Origin of the sequence: Amaricoccus macauensis (assembly GCF_014201905.1) — a bacterium.
Taxonomy (GTDB): Bacteria; Pseudomonadota; Alphaproteobacteria; order Rhodobacterales; family Rhodobacteraceae; genus Amaricoccus; species Amaricoccus macauensis.
Genome location: NZ_JACHFM010000003.1, coordinates 725,171 through 748,332 on the forward strand (window position 1 = coordinate 725,171; position 23,162 = coordinate 748,332).

Here is a 23,162-nt window from a genome sequence, read left to right on the forward strand (position 1 = left end):
GGAAGCGCGGTATGGCACGAGCTTGAAATTGCCCGGTGCTTGGAAGCAGCCCACTTGGCTCCGTACGAGAGGAGACGGCGCGATGCTATTCAACTAGCGCGCCGGCACGTGGGTCTCCGCTGCGCCTGCTTCTGGTCCGACAGGTGAAGGACGGGTGCCTGACGCGTCTTGGACTTCGGATCGCCGCCCATTCGAGTAAATAGGTGTCGTCTGCGCGCCGGGCGCTTCTATTGGCTGGCTTCAGTCAACGCTCAAAAAGAGTGCGGAACGAGACATCATCAGGTGTGATATACAGTATCGCTTTCCGTGTCCGGCACGTCATCTGGTAGGGCTGTCTAATGGTAACAAGCAAATCGCCCAGCCGCAGCTATCCCAGCGCCATCTCTGGGCGGTACGTCACTACAGGGCGCAGCGCGGCAAGACCGCAAGCGACGGTTAAGGAAACTACGGACGTGGGGTCGACGGGCTGCCATTGGAGTGCGCTGTTGGCCAGTTCGTCACCGGGGACGACGCATCCGCGTGCGACCGTAAAGGTGTCGTGACTGCCCGGGTGCGCTCATGACCAAGATAGTCGACCCAGTCCGGTTCTCCGACCACTTCGGGATCGACCCCAGGCAGCTCGCCGCTGCAGGAGTCCTCGACCCGTCGCTGAACGCCGATACCGGCCTGTTCATTGACCCGCTTCTGATGGTTGGCAGCCAACATGACGAAGTTTGCGTCGGGGCGCTCGCGACGTACGAGGCTCACTTCACAACAGTGATCCGCCTGCTCCGCGCCGCGAAGGCACCGGGAGACGTCCCGTGGCGAAATGCCCTGCGACATATGTCCTTCCCCGAGTTTAGAGGAACGTGCCTAGGCTATGGCGGGCAGTCTGTATCCGGAAGCGGCTCGGGGAATGACATGACCGGGCGGTTGATCGAGACCGCCAAGACGATTGTCGATCTCGGTGTGGACGACCCGGACCTATTCGTCGCCATGGCGCTTTTCGAGGAAGGCTTTGGGCCTGACCGGATCAGCGACATGACCACGAACATCATCCTCGGCGATCTGCTTCGTTTCAATGAGCGCATCCTCGCGGGCCTGGCGGTACCGTGCGAAATGACAACCACCCAGCTGCGGAACGGAAGGACTTATGAAGCTGCACTCCCGGTTAATCCGTATGTGAAGGGCGGCGCGCCGATAGTCCTCGTCCCGACCGACATCCTTCGAGACCTTCCGATCGCCACCGACGGATCTGAAGTCGCCGAAGTTGCGTCGAAGAACGAAGAAATCCGTATGCGCCTCAATGGACAGATAGCCGAGTTGTGGACGCGGAAGACGTGGCAGGACAAGGGCAAGGTGCGGGCGTGGGCGCTTTCTGGTAAGGATGCCTTCGAGACCTTGCTCGAAACGGTTCGCGCTGTTCGGCCTGAATCCTATGACTTGGCGGGTGACCCACGGGGCGAGATATTCTGGCGGCGGATTGCCGCTACCTTGGCCGACCAGGAGCCCTTCCCGATGCAGGTTCCGCCTCGCCTCGACATGGCGGGTGTCGTCAGTGTGGTGGCGCAGATAATCGAGCAGTTCCGATTCCTGATCGAAGATCGACGGCTGTCGGAGGAGCTCTTCCATGGAGGCAAACCGCGGCCAGAGAAAGCGGCGCAGCGGCTCTTCTTCGCGGTGGCCTACGCTTACTGCAAGGCAAACAACCTCGATCTCACGCCGGAAGCCGAAACCGGCAACGGCCCTGTGGATTTCAAGGTGTCGGTTGGCTTTGCGGCACGTGTGTTGGTGGAAATCAAGCTGTCCACGAACGGTAAGCTCGTGAAAGGGTACACCCGGCAACTTGAGAAGTATAAGACGGCCGAGGAGACTCTACGAGGGTACTATGTTGTCCTCGACGTGGGTCAGATGGGTGAAAAGGGCGAAAGTCTGATCGCAATCAGGAACGCCGCAACTTCACGCGGAGAAGCCATCTCCGAAATCTTCTTTGTAGATGGCCAACGGAGGACGTCGGCGAGCAAGCTCTGATAGCCGGCGAGGACAGCTGGGTGAAACCATCGCAGTGCATCCTGAGAAACACGCCTTGGACTGCCTCCGAGCCCTACCGCGAGATGAAGCTGTCCATGATGCCGATCACCGCCGGTCCGATCAGAACGATGAAGAGGGCGGGCAGGATGAAGAGCATCATCGGCACCGTCATCGTTGCGGGCAGGCGGCCGGCCTTTTCCTCGGCTTTCAGCATCCGTTCGGTGCGCTGCTCCTGACTCAGGACCTTGTAGGCGCGGGCAAGGGGGGTGCCGTAGCGTTCGGCCTGGATCAGCGTGGTGACGAAGGCGTTGACCGAGGGCACGGGCGCGCGCTCGGCGAGGTTTTCGAGGGCCTGTCGCCGCTCGGGCATGAACGAGAGCTCGAGGGCGGTCTGTTGCAGTTCCTCACCGAGGACCGAGGACTTGCGCGTGGTCTCGGCCACCACCCGCTTCAACGCCGCGTCGGATGCGAGCCCGGCCTCGGCACAGATCACCAGCATGTCGAGCGTGTCCGGGAGCGCCTTGCGGATCGCGGTGAGGCGCTTGGCACGAGCGTTGCGCACCACCAGATCGGGGAGCTTGCTGCCGGCAAGGCCGGCCGCCATCACCGCCGCCGCGTCGATGAGGGCTCCCTTGCCAAGCGTGCCGACCCCGTAGACCCAGAGTGCGGCGCCGGTGAGAAAGACGAGCGGCGCGACGACCTTGAAGAAGGTGTAGACCACCACCGCGTCACGACTGCGGTAGCCGCTGCTGACGAGCAACGCCCGGATCTCGGCCACCTGCCGCCCCTTCAGGATCGAGAGGCGTCCGGTCGAGGCGCGCATCAGCGCGAGCGCTCCGCGCTGAATCTGGCCGTTCGCGGCCTTTCCGGTGCCGCGTGGTGCCCGTCCGTGCCGGTTCGTGGTGGCGCGGAGCCGCGCCAGCCGGGCCCGGCGCTCGTAGAGCCAGTGGGTCGCGCCGATCGCGAGAAGGCTCGCGGCGAGGGCGATGCAGAGGCCGAGGACGACGATCGGTGCGGGCATTCTCCGGGCTCCTTCAGATCTCGAACTGCGTCATCCGCCACATGACGAGGGCGCCGACGCCGATGCTGCCGAGGCCGCAGCCGAGCATCATGTGGCCGCGCGGATCGTGGAAGAGCGTCATCACGTAGTCCGGGCTCATCATCATGAGGAGGCCGAGCATCAGGAAGGGCAGGGCGCCGATGATCAGCGCCGAGGCCTTGGCCTCCGACGAGATCGCCTTGATCTTGAGCTTCATCCGCTCGCGGGCGCGGAGCAGGTCGGCGAGGTTGCCGAGGGCTTCCGACAGGCTGCCGCCGGTCTCCATCTGGATCGAGATCGCGATGGCGAGGAAGTCCATCTCCGGCCGGTCCACCACGCGCGCCACCCGCCAGAGCGCGGCGTCGATCGGCTCGCCGAGCGCCACCCGCTCGCTCACCGAACGGAAATGCCCGCGCACCGGCTCGTCGAACTCCTGTCCGACGCTGGTGATGCACTCGATGACCGGCAGGCCGGAGCGGATGCCGCGGATGATGGTGTCGAGCGCCGCCGGCAGCTGCTTCATGAAGCGCTGCGACAGGCGGTTGCCGAGGAGGCGCACCAGCGCGTCCATCAGCAGCATGGCGATCACGAGGCAGGGGAGAAGCGTCACCAGCAGCGAGCTCCCGGTGGCGAGGGTGAGCCCCAGCGCGAGGGCGGCCCCGAGCACGATCGAGAGCGCGACGAATGTCGTGACCGACCAGCCGAGCCCTGCGCGGACGAACTGCGCCCGAAGCCGGCCCTGTTCGAGCAGCGGCAGGACGCGCGCGAGCCCGCGGCTGACGCCGACGAGCGCGCCCTGTTCCTGCTTCGGCTTCAGGAGCGACAGGTGTGCGTCCTCGAAGTTGATCCGTCCCGATATCCGCTGCCGCCCGACGCGCGCGAGGCGCTTGCGGTGTGCGCCCTGCGCCTTCAGGACGACACTGAGCGCGAAGAGCCCGAGGCTGATCGCGACCGTTGCAGATGCGAGAAAGAGCGCCGCCGCGACGATCAGGTTGCCCGACATCCCATCGCCTCCAGAAGCCGGGTCCCGAGCCCGAAGTATTCCGCGCGCTGCAGGAAGTGCGGGCGCAGGTTGGTGCAGTCGAACCGCCCGAGGAGGCCGCCGTCGGGGTTTTCGCCTTCGTAGACGTACTTGAAGAGGTCCTGCGTGGTGACCACCTCGCCTTCCATGCCGGTGATCTCGGTCACCTGGGTGATGCGCCGCTTGCCGTCGCGCATCCGGCTCACCTGCACGATGAGGTGGATCGCCGACTGGATTTGCTCGCGGACCGCCTCGGGCGGCAGCTTGAAGCCGGTCATCGCCACCATGTTCTCGAGGCGGGTCAGCGCATCGCGCGGCGTGTTGGAGTGGATGGTGCCCATCGACCCGTCGTGGCCGGTGTTCATCGCCTGCAGCATGTCGATCGCTTCCTCGCCGCGGATTTCGCCGAGGATGATCCGGTCGGGCCGCATGCGCAGCGCGTTCTTGACGAGGTGGCGCATGGTGATCTCGCCTTCGCCCTCGATGTTTGACGGCCGGGTCTCGAGGCGCACCACGTGGGGTTGCTGGAGCTGGAGTTCGGCCGCGTCCTCGATGGTGATCGTGCGCTCGCCATGGTCGATCATCCGGCTCATGGCATTGAGGAGCGTGGTCTTTCCCGAGCCGGTGCCGCCCGAGATCAGGATGTTTAGCCGCGCCCGCCCGGCGATCTTCAGGACCGTCGCCATGTCGAGCGACATGTTCGCCTGCCGCGCCATCACGTCGAGGGTGATCTCCTTTCGGGAGAATTTTCGGATCGCGACCGTCGGCCCGTCGATGGCCAGCGGCGGGATGATGATGTTGACGCGGCTGCCGTCCTTGAGGCGGGCGTCGACGAGCGGCGTCGACTCGTCGACGCGCCGGCCCACGTCGGTGACGATGCGTGTCGCCACATGCAGGACATGCGCGTCGTCGCGAAACTGTACGTCGGTCAGCTCGAGCTTGCCCCGGCGCTCCACGTAGATCATGTGCGGACCGTTCACCATGATGTCGGTGATGGTCTCGTCGGCGAGGAGCGGCTCCAGCGGTCCGAGGCCGACCATGTCGTCCACGAGCAGCCGGACGATGGACCGGAGTTCGCTGGCGTTCAGCTGGATCTTCAGATCGACGATGATCTCCTGGACGATCCCGGCGATCTGCGCCCGGAGTTCCTGCGCGCCGAGCGCCGAGGCGACGGAGATGTCGATGCGCTGCATCAGGAGCGGCATGACTTCCGCCTTGACCTGAAGCTGGCGCCGGTTGCGCGCCTCGGGGGCCACGGGGAGCTCGACCTCGGCCAGCGGGTCCTGCGGTTGGATGTCGGCTGCCGCCGGGGGGTGGGGAGCGCCCGCGGCGCGCTCGTGCTTCAGGACGTCGACAATGTCGCGCAGGATCGTGCGCTGCTCGGTCAGGCTCGGCCGGGCGTCGAGGCGTCCGACCAGCGCGTCGAGTGCCTCGTTCGCCGCTTCGGCGAGCCCGAGGGGCGTGGCCTTCGCCAGCCCGTCCGACCCGAGCGCCTGACGGATCCGCTCGGTGGCGGCGGAGCGCAGCATCGAGAGGCTGTCAGGCGCCGCGAGGCGGGAGGGGTCAAAGCCGTCGTCCATGCGCTACTTCCGTGCCTTGCGGCGGAAGAGGCCGGCGCTCTTGACGCGTGTCTCTTCCGGCACGCCGGCGAGCTCGATGCAGAGCCGGTGCAGGTCCGTGATCATCCGGTGCCGGGGATCGGCGAGGGCGAGGGCCTTGCCCTGCAGCGCGCTTTTCGCCATCGCCCTTGCGTCGTCTGAAAAGACGCAGCGAAGCTTTCCCTCCATTCCGGCCTCGAATTCCTTCACCGTCACGTCGGGCCTTGCCGGGACCTGGTTTGCGATCACGTGGATCTTCGCCTGCCTGGTGCGCACGGCCATGAGCTTTGCCAGCCGGTTCGTGTCGCGCAGCGACTGAAGTGTCAGCTCGGCGACGATGACGATGTCGTCGAAGCGCGTGAAGAGTGCGGGCTCGCGCATGACGAAGTGCCGGGGGACGTCGAGCACCGCCATGTCGAAGTTCGCCCGGATGGTGTCGGCAAGGATCAGGACCTTGTCGTCGGTCATCCGCACCGTGTCATCAAACGCTTCTTCGGTGGCGAGCACGTGCAGGCTCTTGCCGAACTTCGCCATGGCGTTCTGCAGGAAGACCTGGTCCACCCGCTCGGGGTCGTCGAACGCCTCGCGCAGGCCGCGCGTCGGGTCGAGATCGAGGGCGAGGGCGATGTTGCCGGCATAGATGTCCATGTCGACGAGCGCGGTGCGTCGCGACAGCTTTTCCGCCATGATGAACGCGGCATTGATCGCGATGGTCGTGACGCCCACGCCGCCGCGCGCGCCGATCATGCCGACGACGCGGCCCTGCGGGCTCAGCCCGTCGCCCGGTTGCTCCAGCCTGACGAGCGCTTCGGCCAGCGCGTCGGCATCGACCGGCTTCAGGAGGTAGTCCCGCGCGCCCGTCCGCATGATGCGCCGGAAGTGGTTGACGTCGTTCACCGACCCCAGTGCGATGACCGACGCGCCGAGGCGGGCGAGCTCGGTCAGACCGCTTTCGGCCTCCTCGACCGGCAGTCCTTCCACATCGACGACCATGAACCGCGCCGGGGGTGCGACGCCGAGCAACCTCAGTGCGGCGGGGAGGCCGCCCTTGCGCACGCTCGTGGCCGACCAGCCGCGCGGAGTGGCGACCGCCTGGGCGGCGGCGTGGCTGGTGTCGTCGCCGAGGTAGGCGGCGAACGGCTCGCGCTCGTCGTCGGCCGCGTCGAAGATCATGCCGCTCAGGGCTGCGGCCTGTGCCATGGCGTCAGTTCCCGTAGACCGCGGACAGCCCGATCATCCGGTAGGGCACCTTGCCGTCCTGCTGCTGCTTCACCGCCGCGGCCGCGAGCCCGGCCGGCGTGCCGCCGAAGTCGTCCGGCGCGATCAGGTCGCGCGGGTTCGCCGCCATCGTCGCGCGGTTGAAGGCGTTGGAGCAGGTCATCTCCGGCAGCGGGGTCGTCAGCTCCAGCGGCCCGGCCGTGTTGCCGGGGCATTCGACGGTGATGCGGGCATAGCTCACCGTGCGCACCACGACGCTGTCCGGCCCGACATCGACGCCGGCGGCCTCCGGCGCCGTGATGAACCTGACGCGCGCCGGTGTCGCGGGGAATGCCTGCCTGAGCGTGGTGAGCCGCGCCGCATCGAGCCGGCGCGAGCCGCTCCGGCCGGTATAGAGCTCCACGTCGTCGCCGGGACCGGGCAGGGCGTCGCGCAGGTAGGTGTCGAGGCGCGCAACCTCCGCCGGGGCCAGCGTCGCGCGGCCCGGTGTGAAGTTCAGGAGCAGATCCGGTTGGATCTCGCTCGCCGAGTACCGTGCCGTCTGAAAGCTGCCGAGCGGCTGCGCCTCGCATCCCGCGAGCCCGAGCCCGACGGCGAGCCCGAGAAGGCAGAGGCGCGCGGGCGGAGTGAGGAACATGGCGGGCCTCATTTGAAGACGAAGCCCGACGGTCCGGCGAGACGGCGCTGACCGAGCCGGCTTGAGACTTCCCTGGCCTTCGGCGTTCCCTGGAAGCGTCCGAGCAGGATCCGCTCCACGTCGTTCGGCGGGACGTAGCTGTCGAGCGGCGTCGCGATCCGCCGGCCGTTCGACGCGGGCTTCGCGAGGATCGGCGTCACGATGATCACGAGTTCGCTCTGGCCGCGCTTGAACGCGTGGCTCCTGAAGAGCGCCCCGAGCACGGGCACGGAGGCGAGCCCCGGCAGCTTCGTCGCGTTCTGTGCCGAGGAGTTCTGCATGAGCCCGGCGATTGCGAAGCTCTGGCCGCTGGCGAGATCGACGGTGGTCTCTGCCCGCCGCGCCACGATCGCGGGAGTGTCCGAGGAGTGGCGGAAGTCGAGCTCGCTCACCTCGGTGCCGATCTTCAGGCTGATGTGGCTGCCGTCGACGACGGTCGGCGTGAAGTTGAGGCCGATGCCGTAGTTCTTGAAGGCGACGTTCGTGCCGTTATCGCTCACCGTGGCGTAAGGGTACTCGCCGCCCGCGAGAAAGCTCGCCGCCTCGCCGGAGCGCGCGGTCAGGTTCGGCTCGGCCATGATGGTGACGAGCCCTTCCTCGGCCAGTGCGGAGAGCACCACGTCGAGGTTGAACGAGCCCCGGGCCAGCGATCCCACGCCGGAGAAGCCGCCGGGATCGCTGACGCCGCGCCCGCCGACAAAGCCGAAGCGCGAGCCGCCGATCTGCCCGCTGATCGCGTTCCACTGGATGCCGAGCTGGCGATCGACGTTGCGCGATACCTCGGCGATCCTGACCTGGAGGTTCACCTGCACCGGCGCGGCCACCGACATGCGGTTCACCACGCGCGCGGGATCGTCGACGAACTGGTTTGCCACCTGGACGATGTTCTGTGCCTGCTCGGGGTCCGCCACGCTGCCGGTCAGCACCAGCGACTGGTCGACGGTCGTCGCCTGTACCCGCTGGCCCGGCGCGAGCTTCGCGATGCCGGCCTGAAGTGCCCCGATGTTGTGCGTCACGCGGATTTTCGACGACATGAGCACGGTATCCTTGTCGTCGACGGCAAAGAGCGTCGTCTCGCCGACGCCGACCCCGGTCAGGTAGAGCAGCCGCGGCGACTTCACCTCGACATCCGCCACCTCCGGGTTCGCGACGAAGAGGCTCGAGAAGTCGTCGTCCACCTTGATGAGCTGGCCGGTGCCGACCACGAGCGACACATCGCTCCCGGTCTCGGGCGCCACCAGTTCGAGGGCGGCGAGCCGGCCGGGCAGGGGGAGGGCAAGCGTGAACGCGGCGGCGGCGAGAGCGGTGGCGAGGGACAGGGGTTTCAACGGCGTGATCCCGTTTCGGAGGCCTATTCCGCGGGGGCGGGGGCGGCGGAGGGAGATGGCATGGTGGCGTGGGCGGTGGTGCCGCGAACGACCTGGACCCGCGAGGTCGAGGTGACGTCGGACGACAGCGTCAGGCGGTTCGGGCGCATCGGCGCGTCGCTCGGGTGCAGCGGGCCGCCGGTCAGCTCCAGCTTGTCGCCGCTCGCGTCATCCGCATCGTCGCGCACCGAGTTCAGGGTCAACGACAGGGTGCCGAGCGTCTGCATGAGGGTCACGACCTCGGCCTCGCGCGGCGAGACCTCTAGCGTCGCGGTGCGGGCGACCGGCGTGGCTTCGAACGCCGTCGTCAGATCCTCGGGCCGGGGGCCGAGCCGCTGGTCGAACGCGAGCACCCGCAGGCCTCTCAGCACCGTCTCGCTGGCGCGGACCGGCTCCGCGTCACCGTTGGTGCTGGTGAGGGCATAGGTCAGGAGGACATCGACCCGGTCGCCCGGCAGCGCCAGCCCGCTCAGGCTGCCGATCTCGTCGACGGGGATGGTGATGGCGCGCTTGCCGCGGGGGAGCACCGCGGCGAGGAAGCCGCGCTCGCCAGGCTGCACGATGGCCGAGCGGGCGATGGGGAGACCCGCCGCCAGCGGCTGGCGGGCGACGCTGCCGGCGAGGAGCGTGCTTCCGGCGTCGTCCGCCACGATCATCTCGGGGCCGAGGGCGCGATCGTCGATCGCCATGCGGCCGAGCTGGCCGGGAGTGAGGATGGTGCCGACCGGGATCGCCCGGGCGGCAACGTAGACCTGGAGACGGGGTGCGGGCGCTTCCGCCCGCACCGGCTCCGGCGGCGCGGGCCGGAGGCTCTGCATGACGTAGAACCCCGTGCCGCCCGCTACGATCAGCGCCGCAAGGATGACAAGGACCATACGCATGAGATCGGACCCGCTTCCGTTTTGCCGGACTACGGCGTGGTGACCGTGGCCCCGGCGTCTTCCAGCTCCGAGGCCACCAGCCCGAAGTTGGTGTTCATCGTGCTGCCGAGAGTACCGACGGCACCGATGATGACGACGGCGATCAGCGCGGCAAGCAGGCCGTATTCGATGGCGGTCGCGCCGGACTCATCCCGCCACAGCGACTTGCCGAAGTTGAAGAACTTGTTCATCATAGTCTCCAGTTACCAGATACACAACTTGTGACGTCGAAAAGTGACTTCATCTATTATGAGAAATCGCCTCTTGTCAAACTTGTAGTGTCTCGATTTGTTCTCAATACATTCACTCGCCAATAACGAGGTCAGGGCGACACCGATCCGGGGATCGCGGCCTGCACCGCGGCGGTGGTTCGGGTGTAGAGGCCGAGGACCGACTGGCCTGCGCCGCCGACCGCCGCGATGATGGCCCCGGCGAGCAGCGCGGCGATGAGGGCGTATTCGATCGCCGCCGCTCCGCGCGTGTCACTGAGGCAGCGCCGCAAGATCGTGAGGCTCGTCATCGTCGGGTCTCCCGCCGGTCGGGGCAGGCCGCCAACACACGCCACAGACGTTTAGAATCCCTTACCGTTCGTCAACGACGTCGGCCGCTTTCAGTAGATCAGCGCCGCCATCATCCGCGGCGCTCCTGACGCCCGGATCGCTGCCTGCACCCCGCCCCCCACTGCGCCCCCCTCGACGACGGGAGGGGCTGGGTCCCTCGGCGGCAGGGTGATGATTTTCGGCCCCTTCAGCCGGGTGCGGCTTTTCCTCGGCGTGAGCAGGACGGGTGCGTCCGGGGCGGCGGCCACCTGCAACGGCGCGCCGCCGATGCCGGCGAGGATCCGGTCAAAGCGCGCGCGATAGACCTGCGCCTTGTCCGGCGTCCGGGAGTGATAGTCCCCCGCCGCCAGCGACCAGTCGCCCCGGCTGCGATGCAGGTCGGTCAGGAAGCCGGCCGCATAGTCTGCGCCGATGCCGGGATCGAACATCGCCTCGAGCGAGGCGAAGTTCGATCCATGCCAGAGATAGTTGATCTGGAAGCAGCCGACGTCGAAGCTGCGCCGCCCCTCGGCGAGGCTCGCCCGGGCGAAGGCGAGCGCCTCGTCGCGGCTCGCGAACCAGTGGCCCTGACCCTCGCGGTTGATCGCCCACGGCCAGGGCCGCAGCCGCCCGCCGACCATCCGCCCGGTCTCGGTGAGCGAGATCGCCTGCAACACACCTTCGGGCACGCGGGCCCGCCGCGCGCCTTCGACGATCGCCCGTTCACAGGCCGCGGCCCCGGCCTCGAGGCTCTCGGCGCGGGCGGCGGGAGCGGACGCGAGGCAGGCGAGCGACAAGCCGAAGGCGAGCGCCGGCCGAAGACCGGAGCGAAGGGACATACGGGCGAACTCCAGATGGAGAGGGGTCGGAAGTCGCTCCTAGCTCGCGGGGATTTCCGATGGGTTAGCCGATAGACTGTCGTTCAAATTGCGCGCAGATCGAAAGGATGCGCCGTTCGGCTGTCTGTGCGGGTGCGTCCCTGGCGTGTGAGCGGATCAGCGCCCGGTGGAAAGAACTTGCATTACTGCGGTTTGGGGATTTCCTGGGCCGTATGACGAAGCTCGTACTCCTGCACAAGGCAGGTTCGATTTACGACGATGTTCCGGACGCCGTCTACGATTTCCCTGCCAGATACCTGAAGACGGCACAGGCGGCCGTCGGCGGCTGGATCGTCTACTACGAGCCGGTGAAGGCGGGGGATCGCGGATACTTCGCGGTGGCGAGGATTTCGGAGATCATCCCTAAACCCGGTGTCGAGGGGAGGTACCTCGCGTTGATCGAGCCCGGGAGTTTCCTCGAGTTCGACCGAGATGTGCCGCGCGTGATCGATGGGAGGCCACTTGAGGCCGCGTTGAGGAATGCGGATGGCACGCCGAGAAAGGGCGGGGTCGTCCAACTCGCCGTGCGTCGGCTACCGGAAGCCGACTTTGCCCGGATCGTCAATCTTGGGTTGCCGCAGGAGCTCGAGCGGATCGAGGCGACCCGCTATGACCCTCTCGGGAGCGGTTTCGAGGACGGGGCGGAGCTCTTCGAGCGTCCGGTCATCGAGCGGCTGACGCGGCGCGCGTATCGTGATGTCGTGTTCCGCCGGAAGGTGCGTGAGGCCTATGGCTATCGTTGTGCGATGTCGGGGCTTCTGCTGCGCAATGGCGGCGGGCGGCCCGAGGTGGACGCGGCGCACATCCGCCCTGTGGAGCAACAGGGCAGCGACTCGGTGCGCAACGGGCTGGCGCTCTCGGGCACGCTGCACTGGATGTTCGATCGCGGTCTGATCTCGGTCGCGGAAGACTGCGCGACGATCCTCGTGTCGCACAACAAGGTCCCGGGTGACGTGGTCAATCGCCTCCTCCCGCCGGACCGCAGGTTGCTCAGACCCGCCGATCCTCGCGCCGCGCCCCACCCGGAGAACCTTCGCTGGCACCGCGAGACTGTCTTCGGGCAGACCCTGCCGGAAGGCCAGGGGCCGCGGCGGTAGCCCAGCCCGGTCGACTTCGGATAGCGCATGCTCCAGGTTTCGGAAAAGCGGTGCGGATCCTGCCGGCCCCTCCTTGCCGCCGCCGGGCCAGGCGGCCAGAGTGCGGCCAAAGACCGGACATGGAGGAATGGATGTCGGATCGTAAGATCGTGCTCGTCACGGGCGCGAGCCAGGGGATTGGCGCGGCCACCGCGCGTGCGTTCGTCGAGGCGGGGCACAGCGTCGTGCTTGCCGCGCGCGATGCCACGAAGCTCGCGGCCGCGGCGGACGAGCTTGGCCCGACGGCGATCCCGGTCGCCACCGATGTCACCGATCCCGAGTCCGTCGACGCGCTCTTTGCCCGCATCCGCAGCGATCTCGGCCGCCTCGACACCGTCTTCAACAATGCCGGCGCCAATATCTCCGCAACCCTCGTGGGTGACGTGAGCTGGGAGGACTGGCGCAGGGTCGTCTCGGTCAACCTCGACGGTGCGTTCCTGATCGCGTCCGCCGCGTTTCGACAGATGCGCGAGCAGTCGCCGCGGGGCGGGCGCATCATCAACAACGGCTCGATCTCGGCACATGTGCCGCGCTATGGCTCGGCACCCTACACCGCATCGAAGCACGCGATCACCGGTCTCACCCGTTCGATCTCGCTCGACGGGCGCGCCTTCGACATTGCCTGCGGTCAGATCGACATCGGCAATGCCGCCTCCGACATGACCGCGAAGATGGTCGCGGGCGTTCCGCAGGCCGACGGCACCCTTGCGGCCGAGCCGCGCATCGACGTCGCCCACGTCGCCCGGGCCGTCGTTCAGATGGCCGAGCTGCCCCTCGATGTGAACGTGCAGTTCATGACGATCATGGCGACGAACATGCCGTTCATCGGCCGCGGCTGAGGTCGCCCCCGCCGGTGTCTGCCGGCACAGGCCTCGTGCATGGGTTGTGCATGACATGCGCAGCCCATGCGCCGGCCCCGCGGCCTGCCGTCCGGAAGGCTAGTCCGGGTATCATCCTTTCGGGCTTGCCCGTCTCGCCCCGGCGTCACCCGGAAGGCCAAGTTCCCGCAATACCCCACTCGGCGTAATAACCAGCTATCGGCCGAGGAGCCGAAGGGCGACGAGGACGTGGGGAACTCGATTTATGCCAGTAAAATCTTGTACGATGTCAGAGGACGTCGGCATTACCTATCCAGATTTGGTCAATTTGTACGGATGTACGATTGGATCCGGCACAACAATCGGGCCTTTCGTCGAAATTCAGAAGAATAGTACGATTGGAGATCGCTGCAAGATCTCGTCACACTCCTTCATCTGCGAAGGCGTAACCATCGAGGATGAGGTCTTCGTCGGCCACGGGGTGATGTTCACCAACGGCCTGGTCCCTCAGGCAACCAACTCCGACGGCAGTCTCCAGCGCGACGGCGACTGGGAATGCACCCCGACGCACGTCAGGCGTCGCGCCGGCATCGGCTCGAACGCCACGATCATCTGCGGCGTGACAATCGGTGAGGGCGCGGTCATCGGCGCCGGTGCCGTGGTGACCCGCGACGTTCCTGACTTTGCGCTGGTCGTCGGCGTCCCCGCCCGGGTCGTCGGGGACGTCCGCACCCATCGTGCCAAACCAGACCATCACAACCGCCTGCGCAATGTCGCGCGCGCCATGGGGGAACTGCAATGATCCGTGTCGGCATTGTCGGCTACGGCTACTGGGGTCCGAATCTCGCCCGCGCCGTCGCGGAAACTGACACCGCCGTGCTCGAGGCCATTTCGGACTACTCCGCCGCGGCCCGGGAGCGGGCGTTCCGCCGTCATCCGTCGGCACGCCTGATCGCCGACTGGAAGGATCTCGTCACCGATCCCAGGGTCGATGCGGTCATGATCGCGACGCCGGTCGCGACCCACTTCGAGATCGCCATGGCGGCGTTGAAGGCCGGCAAGCACGTGCTGGTCGAGAAGCCGATGGCGGAGACCGTCACGAAGGCCGCGCTTCTCGTCGACGAGGCGCAGGCGCGCAACCGCGTCCTCATGGTGGACCATACCTTCATCTACACCGGCGCGGTGCAGACGATCCACGGTCTTATCGCCGACGGCCGGTTGGGTGATATTTACTACTACGACTCGACGCGGGTGAATCTCGGCCTCTTCCAGCGCGACGTTAACGTCATCTGGGATCTTGCCGTCCATGACTTCGCGATCATGGATTATCTCTTCGCTGCCCGCCCCGTCGCCGTCTCCGCCAGTGCCGCGGGCTTCCTGCCCGAGAGCCCGGAGAACATGGCGCACCTGTCCGTCTACTTCGACGACGGCGCCCTTGCGCATCTCAACGTCAACTGGCTCGCGCCGGTCAAGGTGCGCCAGACGCTCATCGGCGGCTCGAAGCGCATGGTGATCTACGACGACATGCAGACCTCCGAGAAGGTGAAGGTCTATGACCGGGGCGTCGCTTTCACGGACGACCCGCGCGAGGCCTACGAGCGGATGATCTCCTATCGCGTCGGCGAGATGTGGGCGCCGGCGCTGTCCTCGAAGGAAGCGCTCGTCTCCGAGGTCCAGGAGTTCGTCCGCTGCATCGAGGCGAACGTCACGCCCTACAACGACGGCGAGAGCGGCCTGCGCGTGGTCGAGCTCCTGGCCGCCGCCAGCCATTCCACCCGACTCCGCGGCCAGCCCGTCGAAATCGGCGAACTCAAGAGGGCATCATGATCCCGTTTCTCGACCTCAAGGCGCAGTACGAGACCGTCGGCGCCGACATCGAAGCAGCGGTGATCGCCGCTCTGCGGAGCTGCAACTACGTGCTCGGCCAGCCGGTTGCCGACTTCGAGGCGGACTTCGCCGCGTACTGCGGCGCCGAGCAGGCAATCGCGGTCTCGAGCGGCACCTCGGCGCTGCATCTCGCGCTGCTCGCCGCTGGCGTCGGCCAGGGCGACGAGGTCATCACCGTTTCGGCCACCTTCGTCGCCACGGCGGCGGCGGTCATCTACTGCGGCGCGACGCCGGTCTTCGTCGATGTCGATCCGGTCAGCTGGACGATGGATCCCGCGAAGATCGCCGCCGCGATCACCCCGCGCACCAGGGCGATCCTGCCGGTGCACCTCCACGGCCGCCTCGCCGACATGGAGGCGATCGACGCCATTGCCCGCCGCCACGGGCTCGCCGTCATCGAGGATGCGGCGCAGGCGCATGGCGCCGAGCGCGGCGGCAAGCGGGCCGGCGCCTTTGGCGCCATGGGGTGCTTCAGCTTCTATCCCGGCAAGAACCTCGGCGCCTGTGGGGAGGGGGGAGCGATCGTTACCTCCGACCCCGCGCTCGCGGCGACGCTCCGCACGCTCCGCGACTGGGGCCAGGAGGGGAAGTACAATCACGTCCGGCACGGCTTCAACTTCCGCATGGACGCGGTGCAGGGGGCGGCGCTCGGCGTGAAGCTGCGCCACCTCGACGGCTGGAACGCCGCCCGTCGCCGTGTGGCGCAGGCCTACCAGCAGGGCCTCGCCGACGGCATCCGCCGTCCGGCACCGATCGGCAAGGACACCGTCAGCCACGTCTACGCCATCCAGATCTCCGACCGCGCGGACGTGCAGGCGCTGCTCGGCGAGCGGGGCATCGCGACGGGTATCCACTATCCGGTGCCGGTGCACCTGCAGCCGGCCTATGCCCATCTCGGCTACAAGGCGGGCGATCTGCCGGTGACCGAGGCGCTCGCCCACGACTGGCTGTCCCTGCCGCTCTACCCCGAGATGTCCGACGCCGACGTGGCGACGGTCATCGAGGCGGTGAATTTCACGACCATCGACAAGCTCGCAGGTGCCGCATGACCCGGACCACGCACGCGCACGACCTCTCTGGCAAGCGCATCCTCGTCACCGGCGGTGCGGGCTTCATCGGCTCGCACATCGTCGATCTCCTGCTCCATGAGGACGTGGCGAAGATCGTCGTCGTCGACAACATGGTGCGCGGCCGGCTCGCGAACCTGCGCCACGCCCTGCCGAGCGGCAAGGTCGAGGTGATCGAGGGCGACATCTGCGACCGCGCGCTGACAAGGCGCCTCATCGCCGACAGCGACATCGTCTTCCATCAGGCGGCGCTCCGGATCACTCATTGCGCCGCTGAGCCTGATCTCGCCATGAAGGTGATGGTCGACGCGACCTACGACATCCTGCGCGCCTGCGTGGACTCGAAGGTCGAGAAAGTGGTTATGGCGTCCTCGGCCTCGGTCTACGGACTCGCGACCGAGTTCCCGACCACCGAGGCGCAGAACTGCTATGACAACCGCACGCTCTACGGTGCGGCCAAGGCGTTCGGCGAGGGACTGCTGCGCTCGTTCAACGACATGTACGGCCTCGACTACGTGGCGCTGCGCTACTTCAACGCCTACGGGCCGCGCATGGACATCCACGGTCGCTACACCGAGGTGATGGTGCGCTGGATGGAGCGGATCGACGCCGGCCAGGCGCCGATCGTCTTTGGCGACGGCCTGCAGACCATGGACATGATCCATGTGCGCGACATCGCCCGGGCGAACATCCTCGCGGCGAAGGCTCCGGCCTCGGATGCGGTCTACAACGTCGGCAGCGAGACCGAGACCTCGCTCCTCGAGCTCGCCCACGAGCTCGGCCGCGCCATGGACCGCCCCGGCCTCGTGCCCGAGCATCAGGCCGAGCGTGCCGTCAACCCGGTGCCGCGTCGCCTCGCCTCCGGCGCGGCCGCGGCCGCCGACCTCGGCTTCCGCCCGACCATCTCCTTCGCCGAAGGCATCCGCGACCTCGTCGACTGGTGGCGCGCCGAGGTGAAGCTTCCCGCAGAAACGCTCACGGAGTCAGCAGCGTGATCCCGATCGCCCAGCCGCTCGTCGGACAGGAAGAGGCAGACGCCGCCGGCGCGGTCATCCGTTCCGGCTGGCTGACGCAAGGCCCGCAGGTCGCCGCATTCGAGGCCGAGTTCGCGGCCTACGTCGGCGCGCCCTTCGCCTGCGCCGTCTCGAACTGCACGACCGCGCTGCACCTCGCGCTCCTCGCCGCCGACGTCGGTCCGGGCGACGAGGTGGTGACGGTGAGCCACACCTTCATCGCCTCGGCGAACGCCATCCGCCAGTGCGGGGCCACGCCGGTCTTCGTCGACATCGAGGCCGGCGGCTACAACATCGATCCCGACGCCATGGCGGCCGCGATCACGCCGCGGACGAAGGCGGTCCTCGTCGTGCATCAGATGGGGATGCCGTGCGATCTCGCCACCATCCTGCCGGTCGCGCGTGCCCGTGGCATTGCGGTCATCGAGGACGCGGCCTGCGCTGCCGGCTCGGAGATCGCGCTTGATGGCGCCTGGGCGCGGATCGGCAAGCCGCAGGGCGATGTCGTCGCGTTCTCGTTCCACCCGCGCAAGGTGCTGACGGTCGGTGACGGCGGAATGCTGACCACCGCGAACCCGGAGTGGGATGCGAAGTTCCGCCTCTGGCGCCAGCACGGCATGTCGGTGCCCGACACGCTGCGCCACGGCAGCGCCCGGGTGATCTTCGAGGGCTACCCGGTACAGGGCTTCAACTACCGCATGACCGACGTGCAGGCGGCGATCGGCCGCGAGCAGCTGAAGCGGCTGCCCGGGATCGTCGAGCGCCGCCGCGCGCTCGCGGATCGCTACGCGGCGCTCCTCGCCGGCATCGCGGGCGTGACGTCACCGGCCGAACCCGGCTGGGCCCGGTCGAACTGGCAGAGCTACTGCGTCGCGCTCGACCCTGCGATCGATCAGCAGGCGGTCATGCAGCGAATGCTCGATGCGGGCGTCGCGAGCCGGCGCGGGATCATGTGCATCCATCTCGAGGACGCCCATGCCGATGTCGCGCTGCCGCACGATCTCTCCCGGTCGGAACTGGCGCGCGACCACTCGGTCCTGCTGCCGCTCTTCGCCCAGATGGACGACGCGACCCAGGACGCCGTCGTCGCCGCCTTCGCCGATGCCGTCGCGGCCGAACGCCCGCGGCAACGCCTCACCGCCTGATCCCGGATGACCATGCAGCATCGCGTCTCCAGCTTTCATCCCGTCCAGCACCCGATGCTTGAATCGATCATCACCCGAGTCGATGCCCTGGGGCTCGATCTCCGGGGTCTCCATGTGGTGACTGAGGCCGCGACCGGCGACTATGCCTGCACGGCGGTCATCGCCGCCCTCGCCGGCGCGCGGGTCACCGCCTTCGCGCGCGACACCCGCCGTCACGGAACCGCGCGCGACGCCGCGATGCAGACGCTCGGGCTCGCGGAAGTCGCCGGGGTGGGCGACCGGGTCACCATGGTGGACGCGGTCACACCGGCGCATCTCGCCGACTGCGACATCCTGACGAACTCCGGCCACCTGCGGCCGATCACCGCCGGGATGATTGCGGCGCTGCCGGACCACGCCGTCATCGCGCTGATGTTCGAGGGCTGGGAGTTTCGGGGCGAGGACCTCGACCTCGCCGCTGCCCGTGCCCGGGGCATCCGCATTGCCGCGGTGAACGAGCGTCACCACGACGTCGGGGTCTTTCCGTTCCTTGGCCCGCTCTGCGTCCGGCTTCTGCAGGACAGAGGCTTCCAGGTGCCGGGCAGCCGCGTCGCCGTCGTCTGCGACAACCCGTTTGCACCGTTCCTGCAGGACGGCCTCACGATCGCCGGTGCCGAGGTCGAACTCGCGCCGGGCGTTGCCGCCCTTCGCCCGAACGACTGGGATGCGGTGGTGATCTCGCTCAATCCTGCGGAGAATCCCCCGCTCAATGCCGCCGACTTCGCGGCGCTGAAGCGGGCTGCGCCGCAGGCGATCATCGCTCAGTTCTGGGGCGACATCGAGCGTCCGGCGGCACGGGCCGCGGGCTTCGACCTCGTGCCGGCCAGCGAGCCTGCGCCGGGGCACATGGGCATCCTGCTGAATGCGCTCGGCCACGAGCCGATCGTTCGCCTGCAGACCGGCGGCCTGCGCGCCGCCGAGCTGATCTACCGCGGTGCTGCGTCCTCGTCCGAGGGCGTGGCGCACCTGATTTGAGTAAGTCGCCGGCCGCGGCTGCGGACCGGCAATGGAGAGCGTAGCGTGAGCAAGGTTGCACTCATCACCGGCGTCACCGGTCAGGACGGCGCCTATCTGGCCGAGCTTCTGCTCGCCAAGGGCTATACCGTCCACGGTATCAAGCGGCGCTCGTCGTCGTTCAACACCGGCCGGATCGATCATCTGTACCAGGACCCCCACGACGAGGATCCGCGGCTGATCCTGCATCACGGTGACATGACCGACGCGACCAACCTGATCCGCGTCGTGCAGGAAGTGCAGCCGGACGAGATCTACAACCTCGCCGCCCAGAGCCACGTCCAGGTCAGTTTCGAGACGCCGGAATACACCGCGAACGCCGACGCCATCGGCCCGCTGCGCCTGCTCGAGGCGATCCGCATCCTGAACCTTCAGGACAAGACGCGCTTCTACCAGGCCTCGACCTCCGAACTCTACGGCATGGTCCAGCAGGTGCCGCAGTCCGAGACGACGCCGTTCTACCCGCGCAGCCCCTATGCGGTGGCCAAGCTCTACGGCTACTGGATCACGGTGAATTACCGCGAGGCCTACGGTCTGCATGCCTCGAACGGCATCCTCTTCAACCACGAGAGCCCGATCCGCGGCGAAACCTTCGTCACCCGCAAGATCACCCGGGGGGTCGCGGCGATCCACCTCGGGCTGCAGAACTGCATCCACCTCGGCAATCTCGACGCCCGCCGCGACTGGGGCCACGCGCGCGACTACGTGGAAGGGATGTGGCGCATCCTGCAGCAGGAGGTGGCCGACGACTACGTGCTCGCCACGGGCGAGACCCATACGGTGCGCAGCTTCGTCGAGAAGGCTTTTGCCCATACCGGCCGGCAGATCGACTGGCGGGGCGACGGGGTCGAGGAGGTCGGCGTCTGCGCCGAGACCGGCAAGACCTTCGTAAAGGTCGATCCGCGCTACTTCCGCCCGACCGAGGTCGATCTGCTGATCGGTAACCCGGCTCGGGCGCATGACCGGCTCGGCTGGCGTCACAAGACGTCGCTCGACGATCTCGTGGCCGAGATGGTGGCGGCCGACGTTGCCAACGTGCGCCGCGAGCACAACCAGATCGGCCGGCATGTCTGAGCCGCTCTACTCCCTTCGGGGCAAACGCATCTGGGTCGCCGGCCACCGCGGGATGGTCGGTTCGGCCCTCGCGAGACGCCTGGCGCGCGAGGACTGCGAAGTCATCGTCACCCCACGGGGCGACGTGGACCTCGCGCGCCAGGTGGAGGTCGAGGACTGGATGGCCGAGGCCCGGCCGCAGGCGATCTTTCTCGCCGCGGCCAAGGTCGGCGGCATCCGGGCCAACGATGCCTATCCGGCGGACTTCCTCTACCAGAACCTGATGATCGAGGCGAACGTCGTCGAGGCGGCGCGCCGGGTCGGTGTGGAGAAGCTGCTGCTGCTCGGCTCGTCCTGCATCTATCCGAAGTTCGCCGATCAGCCGATCGTCGAGGAGGCGCTGCTCACCGGCGCGCTCGAGCCGACGAACGAGTGGTACGCGGTGGCGAAGATCGCGGGCATCAAGCTCTGCCAGTCCTACCGGCGGCAGCATGGCTGCGACTTCATCGCCGCGATGCCCACGAACCTGTACGGGCCGGGGGACAACTACGACCTCGAGACGAGCCACGTGATTCCGGCCCTGCTGCGCAAGGCGCACGAGGCGAAGGCCGCGGGCCGGCGCGACCTGCCGATCTGGGGCACCGGCGCGGCACGGCGCGAGTTCCTGCACGCGGACGACTGCGCCGACGCGCTCGTCCACCTGATGCAGCACTGGTCGGACGAGATGCACGTCAACGTGGGCTCCGGCGTTGACGTGACGATCGCCGAACTCGCCCGCTCGATCATGCGGGTGGTGGGTCTCGATGGCGAACTCCTGACCGATCCGCGCCAGCCGGACGGGACGCCGCGCAAGCTGATGGACGGCACCCGGCTGCGGGCGCTGGGCTGGCGCCCGGGCATCCCGCTCGAGGCCGGGCTCGCGCGGGTCTATGCCGGGATCGCCCCGGTTCTCGACCGGGCGGAAGCGGCCTGACCGAAGCTGTCGCGGTCCGACCCGGGAGGCAAACCCCCGGGCCATCCCGCCTCATCCGAGGGCGTCGTCCACCCGGTGCGGGCATGTGCTGCGTGAGCAGATCCGGCAGGCGGGGCCGACTTCCTCGGCCCGCGCGCCGGCATCGGGTGCGTACACGGTCCGCCGGGCGTCGGTCTCGCTCATGGCTAGCATGTCGGTCAGGTAGTGCCGCGGCCGGCCGAACCCCGAGGGGCCGACCGAGCCGGCCCGGGCGACGAAGACAAACCGGTCGCCGGTCGGAAACACCGCGAGCTGGCGGATCATCGTTTCCGGCGATTGCTGCGCGCGGTAGAGCACCCAGAGCGGGCAGGCCGCGGCATAGCGCGGGGCGAAAAGGCCCGAAAGCCCCCGGCGCTCGAGCAGGCTGCCGGCGGCATTGACCCGCAGATAGCCGAAGCGCGGTCCGTCGCGCAGGGCCACCAGCCGACGGCAGATGATGGCGACATCGACCGCGAAGAAGTCGGCAAGCGCCTCGGCGTCGTGGCCGAGCTCGATGGCCTTCGGCGCGAATGCAGCCATCGGCACGAGAAGAGCGGCTGCGGCATAGTCGAGAAGCCCGTTCGTGGCGCGGTCCGCGGCGGTGGCGCTGAGGTCAGGCTCCTCTGTGACGATCGCGGCGATGAGCCCGCTGCAGTGGGCGCGCGCCACGCGGCGGGCAGCATCGATCGTGCGTTCGTTCGAGCCGGGATCCAGTCCGGCCGTCGCGGTCTCGAGTTCCTCGAAATACTCGTCGTGACCCTCGAAGAGGGCGGCGACCTCGTCGTAGGGGGTGAGGCTTCGGCCGTCGGACCCGGCGCTGTCGAAGTAGTCCGCAAGCGTCGCGCCACCATGACTCAAGGCGAGGCTTTCGTCGGCGATGATCGAGAGGAACCGGTCGCGCTGCTCGGGGGAGATGTCGGCGTAGTCCGCGAGGATCTCGGCGGCGAGGCGGATCGCGGCGATCCGGCTCAGAATCATGTGGACAGTTTCCGCGAGGATCGGGTCGTGGGTGAGCCGATCGGCGAGCGCGCGTGCCTCGGCCGTCGCCGCCCGCTCGGAACGGGTGAGGGCCGCGACGGCGCGCGCCCAACCCGGATAGCGTCCGATGAGCTCTCCCGCCGCGTCTCCCTCGACTCCGAGGCCGGTGAACTCCGGTCCTTTGGCGATCTCCGACAGGGTTGCAAGCAGGTGGCGCTCGGCCGCGCCGTCGAGTTCCTCCATGCCGATCCCGAGGGCCTGGGCCGTGCGCCTGAGGAGCGGGCCGGCGATGGTTCGCTTGTTGCTTTCGATAAGATTCAGGTACGATGGCGAAATTCCGATGCTCCGCGCGAGATCGGCCTGGGTGACGCCCAGATTGCGCCGCAACTCGCGGATGCGGGGTCCGAGGAACGCTCGGGGCACGGCGCGCGCCTCCCTTGTCAATTATTGACATGATAGCACGGGCGCGTGTGGGTTTATTGACAAAAATATCGTGTAATACCAAAAGGTTGTTGCGTCATTAACTCGACACGTTCACGATAGCGCAAATTTGAGGCTCGGCCCCGTCGCCGGAATGAACGACCTCACGGAGGAACTCGCATGACTGAAGTCGCCCCCAGGCCGGCCAATGCCATCGTGCGGCCGCTGCCCGACGCTCTCGTGGATGCGGCTGGGTATTCCGAGATGTACGGGCGCTCGGTTTCGGACCCTGAAGGGTTCTGGGGGGAGCAGGGGGGCCAGCTTGACTGGATCGA

23 protein-coding genes are annotated in these 23,162 nt (G+C 67.7%); 12 read left to right on the forward strand and 11 right to left on the reverse strand.

The window, feature by feature from the left end; translation table 11 throughout:
• The first annotated feature begins 558 nt into the window (after positions 1-558).
• Positions 559-2,010, forward strand: coding sequence for a hypothetical protein (locus tag HNP73_RS17225; protein ID WP_184152480.1), 1,452 nt, complete (start codon positions 559-561; stop codon positions 2,008-2,010).
• A 73-nt stretch (positions 2,011-2,083) separates the two neighbouring features.
• On the opposite strand, the gene HNP73_RS17230 is transcribed toward HNP73_RS17225, so the two are convergent.
• The 10 genes from HNP73_RS17230 to HNP73_RS17275 form a co-directional block, all read right to left on the reverse strand.
• Positions 2,084-3,031, reverse strand: coding sequence for a type II secretion system F family protein (locus HNP73_RS17230; protein WP_184152482.1), 948 nt, complete (start codon positions 3,029-3,031; stop codon positions 2,084-2,086).
• 13 nt (positions 3,032-3,044) lie between these two features.
• On the reverse strand, positions 3,045-4,052 hold the full coding sequence (locus HNP73_RS17235; protein ID WP_184152485.1) for a type II secretion system F family protein: 1,008 nt from the start codon (positions 4,050-4,052) through the stop codon (positions 3,045-3,047).
• Positions 4,037-5,650, reverse strand: a complete 1,614-nt coding sequence (locus HNP73_RS17240) for a TadA family conjugal transfer-associated ATPase (protein ID WP_246399876.1) — start codon at positions 5,648-5,650, stop codon at positions 4,037-4,039. The genes HNP73_RS17235 and HNP73_RS17240 overlap by 16 nt, the downstream gene beginning before the upstream one ends.
• Positions 5,651-5,653: 3 nt before the next feature.
• Positions 5,654-6,868: a CpaE/TadZ family protein gene (locus HNP73_RS17245; RefSeq protein ID WP_184152488.1), complete on the reverse strand. Its 1,215-nt coding sequence runs from the start codon at positions 6,866-6,868 to the stop codon at positions 5,654-5,656.
• A 4-nt stretch (positions 6,869-6,872) separates the two neighbouring features.
• On the reverse strand, positions 6,873-7,523 hold the full coding sequence (locus HNP73_RS17250; RefSeq protein ID WP_184152491.1) for a CpaD family pilus assembly lipoprotein: 651 nt from the start codon (positions 7,521-7,523) through the stop codon (positions 6,873-6,875).
• A gap of 8 nt (positions 7,524-7,531) precedes the next feature.
• A complete protein-coding gene (locus tag HNP73_RS17255) occupies positions 7,532-8,890 on the reverse strand; it encodes a type II and III secretion system protein family protein (RefSeq protein ID WP_184152494.1) in 1,359 nt (452 codons plus the stop codon).
• A 23-nt stretch (positions 8,891-8,913) separates the two neighbouring features.
• A complete protein-coding gene (gene cpaB / locus HNP73_RS17260) occupies positions 8,914-9,810 on the reverse strand; it encodes a Flp pilus assembly protein CpaB (protein ID WP_184152497.1) in 897 nt (298 codons plus the stop codon).
• Between the two features lie 29 nt (positions 9,811-9,839).
• A complete protein-coding gene (locus HNP73_RS17265) occupies positions 9,840-10,040 on the reverse strand; it encodes a Flp family type IVb pilin (protein WP_184152500.1) in 201 nt (66 codons plus the stop codon).
• 131 nt (positions 10,041-10,171) lie between these two features.
• The gene (locus tag HNP73_RS17270; RefSeq protein WP_184152503.1) at positions 10,172-10,369 is read right to left on the reverse strand and encodes a Flp family type IVb pilin; all 198 of its coding nucleotides are present in this window, start codon (positions 10,367-10,369) and stop codon (positions 10,172-10,174) included.
• 90 nt (positions 10,370-10,459) lie between these two features.
• Positions 10,460-11,227, reverse strand: coding sequence for a lysozyme family protein (locus HNP73_RS17275; RefSeq protein WP_184152506.1), 768 nt, complete (start codon positions 11,225-11,227; stop codon positions 10,460-10,462).
• A 212-nt stretch (positions 11,228-11,439) separates the two neighbouring features.
• On the opposite strand from HNP73_RS17275, the gene HNP73_RS17280 reads away from it, so the two are divergent.
• The 10 genes from HNP73_RS17280 (at position 11,440) to fcl (ending at position 21,411) form a co-directional block, all read left to right on the forward strand.
• Complete coding sequence (locus HNP73_RS17280; RefSeq protein WP_184152509.1) at positions 11,440-12,363, forward strand: HNH endonuclease; 924 nt, start codon at positions 11,440-11,442, stop codon at positions 12,361-12,363.
• 131 nt (positions 12,364-12,494) lie between these two features.
• Entirely contained in the window at positions 12,495-13,241 is a 747-nt protein-coding gene (locus HNP73_RS17285; RefSeq protein ID WP_184152511.1) for an SDR family oxidoreductase, read from the forward strand.
• Positions 13,242-13,506: 265 nt separating this feature from the next.
• Positions 13,507-14,022 carry an acyltransferase gene (locus HNP73_RS17290; protein ID WP_281379272.1) on the forward strand — a complete coding sequence of 172 codons (516 nt, stop codon included), beginning with the start codon at positions 13,507-13,509 and terminating at the stop codon, positions 14,020-14,022.
• Positions 14,019-15,047: a Gfo/Idh/MocA family protein gene (locus HNP73_RS17295; protein ID WP_184152516.1), complete on the forward strand. Its 1,029-nt coding sequence runs from the start codon at positions 14,019-14,021 to the stop codon at positions 15,045-15,047. Before HNP73_RS17290 ends, HNP73_RS17295 begins: the two co-directional genes overlap by 4 nt.
• Positions 15,044-16,156, forward strand: coding sequence for a DegT/DnrJ/EryC1/StrS family aminotransferase (locus HNP73_RS17300; protein ID WP_184152518.1), 1,113 nt, complete (start codon positions 15,044-15,046; stop codon positions 16,154-16,156). Before HNP73_RS17295 ends, HNP73_RS17300 begins: the two co-directional genes overlap by 4 nt.
• A complete protein-coding gene (locus HNP73_RS17305) occupies positions 16,153-17,169 on the forward strand; it encodes an NAD-dependent epimerase/dehydratase family protein (protein ID WP_184152521.1) in 1,017 nt (338 codons plus the stop codon). Before HNP73_RS17300 ends, HNP73_RS17305 begins: the two co-directional genes overlap by 4 nt.
• Positions 17,166-18,332: an aminotransferase class I/II-fold pyridoxal phosphate-dependent enzyme gene (locus HNP73_RS17310; RefSeq protein ID WP_184152525.1), complete on the forward strand. Its 1,167-nt coding sequence runs from the start codon at positions 17,166-17,168 to the stop codon at positions 18,330-18,332. Before HNP73_RS17305 ends, HNP73_RS17310 begins: the two co-directional genes overlap by 4 nt.
• 12 nt (positions 18,333-18,344) lie before the next feature.
• Positions 18,345-19,346, forward strand: a complete 1,002-nt coding sequence (locus HNP73_RS17315) for a hypothetical protein (RefSeq protein WP_221288732.1) — start codon at positions 18,345-18,347, stop codon at positions 19,344-19,346.
• 45 nt (positions 19,347-19,391) lie between these two features.
• Positions 19,392-20,459, forward strand: a complete 1,068-nt coding sequence (gene gmd / locus HNP73_RS17320) for a GDP-mannose 4,6-dehydratase (protein WP_184152528.1) — start codon at positions 19,392-19,394, stop codon at positions 20,457-20,459.
• Positions 20,452-21,411 (forward strand): GDP-L-fucose synthase, encoded by a 960-nt coding sequence (gene fcl, locus HNP73_RS17325; RefSeq protein WP_184152531.1) that lies wholly within the window; start codon positions 20,452-20,454, stop codon positions 21,409-21,411. Before gmd ends, fcl begins: the two co-directional genes overlap by 8 nt.
• A 51-nt stretch (positions 21,412-21,462) precedes the next feature.
• On the opposite strand, the gene HNP73_RS17330 is transcribed toward fcl, so the two are convergent.
• On the reverse strand, positions 21,463-22,830 hold the full coding sequence (locus HNP73_RS17330; protein WP_184152534.1) for a short-chain fatty acyl-CoA regulator family protein: 1,368 nt from the start codon (positions 22,828-22,830) through the stop codon (positions 21,463-21,465).
• Between the two features lie 261 nt (positions 22,831-23,091).
• Between HNP73_RS17330 and HNP73_RS24120 the strand changes: the two genes are divergently transcribed.
• A partial coding sequence (locus tag HNP73_RS24120) for an acetyl-coenzyme A synthetase N-terminal domain-containing protein (protein WP_246399974.1) occupies positions 23,092-23,162 on the forward strand: 71 nt, incomplete at its 3' end.

Excerpts from the sequence above, each read along its gene's own strand:
- cpaB (WP_184152497.1), bottom strand. The coding sequence starts at position 9,810 with ATGCGTATGGTCCTTGTCATCCTTGCGGCGCTGATCGTAGCGGGCGGC.
- HNP73_RS17290 (WP_281379272.1), top strand. The coding sequence starts at position 13,507 with ATGTCAGAGGACGTCGGCATTACCTATCCAGATTTGGTCAATTTGTAC.
- HNP73_RS17230 (WP_184152482.1), bottom strand. The coding sequence starts at position 3,031 with ATGCCCGCACCGATCGTCGTCCTCGGCCTCTGCATCGCCCTCGCCGCG.
- HNP73_RS17235 (WP_184152485.1), bottom strand. The coding sequence starts at position 4,052 with ATGTCGGGCAACCTGATCGTCGCGGCGGCGCTCTTTCTCGCATCTGCA.
- HNP73_RS17250 (WP_184152491.1), bottom strand. The coding sequence starts at position 7,523 with ATGTTCCTCACTCCGCCCGCGCGCCTCTGCCTTCTCGGGCTCGCCGTC.
- HNP73_RS17270 (WP_184152503.1), bottom strand. The coding sequence starts at position 10,369 with ATGACGAGCCTCACGATCTTGCGGCGCTGCCTCAGTGACACGCGCGGA.
- HNP73_RS17240 (WP_246399876.1), bottom strand. The coding sequence starts at position 5,650 with ATGGACGACGGCTTTGACCCCTCCCGCCTCGCGGCGCCTGACAGCCTC.
- HNP73_RS17315 (WP_221288732.1), top strand. The coding sequence starts at position 18,345 with ATGCAGCATCGCGTCTCCAGCTTTCATCCCGTCCAGCACCCGATGCTT.
- HNP73_RS17225 (WP_184152480.1), top strand. The coding sequence starts at position 559 with ATGACCAAGATAGTCGACCCAGTCCGGTTCTCCGACCACTTCGGGATC.
- fcl (WP_184152531.1), top strand. The coding sequence starts at position 20,452 with ATGTCTGAGCCGCTCTACTCCCTTCGGGGCAAACGCATCTGGGTCGCC.
- HNP73_RS17305 (WP_184152521.1), top strand. The coding sequence starts at position 16,153 with ATGACCCGGACCACGCACGCGCACGACCTCTCTGGCAAGCGCATCCTC.
- HNP73_RS17280 (WP_184152509.1), top strand. The coding sequence starts at position 11,440 with ATGACGAAGCTCGTACTCCTGCACAAGGCAGGTTCGATTTACGACGAT.
- HNP73_RS17285 (WP_184152511.1), top strand. The coding sequence starts at position 12,495 with ATGTCGGATCGTAAGATCGTGCTCGTCACGGGCGCGAGCCAGGGGATT.
- HNP73_RS17295 (WP_184152516.1), top strand. The coding sequence starts at position 14,019 with ATGATCCGTGTCGGCATTGTCGGCTACGGCTACTGGGGTCCGAATCTC.
- HNP73_RS17265 (WP_184152500.1), bottom strand. The coding sequence starts at position 10,040 with ATGAACAAGTTCTTCAACTTCGGCAAGTCGCTGTGGCGGGATGAGTCC.
- HNP73_RS17275 (WP_184152506.1), bottom strand. The coding sequence starts at position 11,227 with ATGTCCCTTCGCTCCGGTCTTCGGCCGGCGCTCGCCTTCGGCTTGTCG.
- HNP73_RS17300 (WP_184152518.1), top strand. The coding sequence starts at position 15,044 with ATGATCCCGTTTCTCGACCTCAAGGCGCAGTACGAGACCGTCGGCGCC.
- HNP73_RS17245 (WP_184152488.1), bottom strand. The coding sequence starts at position 6,868 with ATGGCACAGGCCGCAGCCCTGAGCGGCATGATCTTCGACGCGGCCGAC.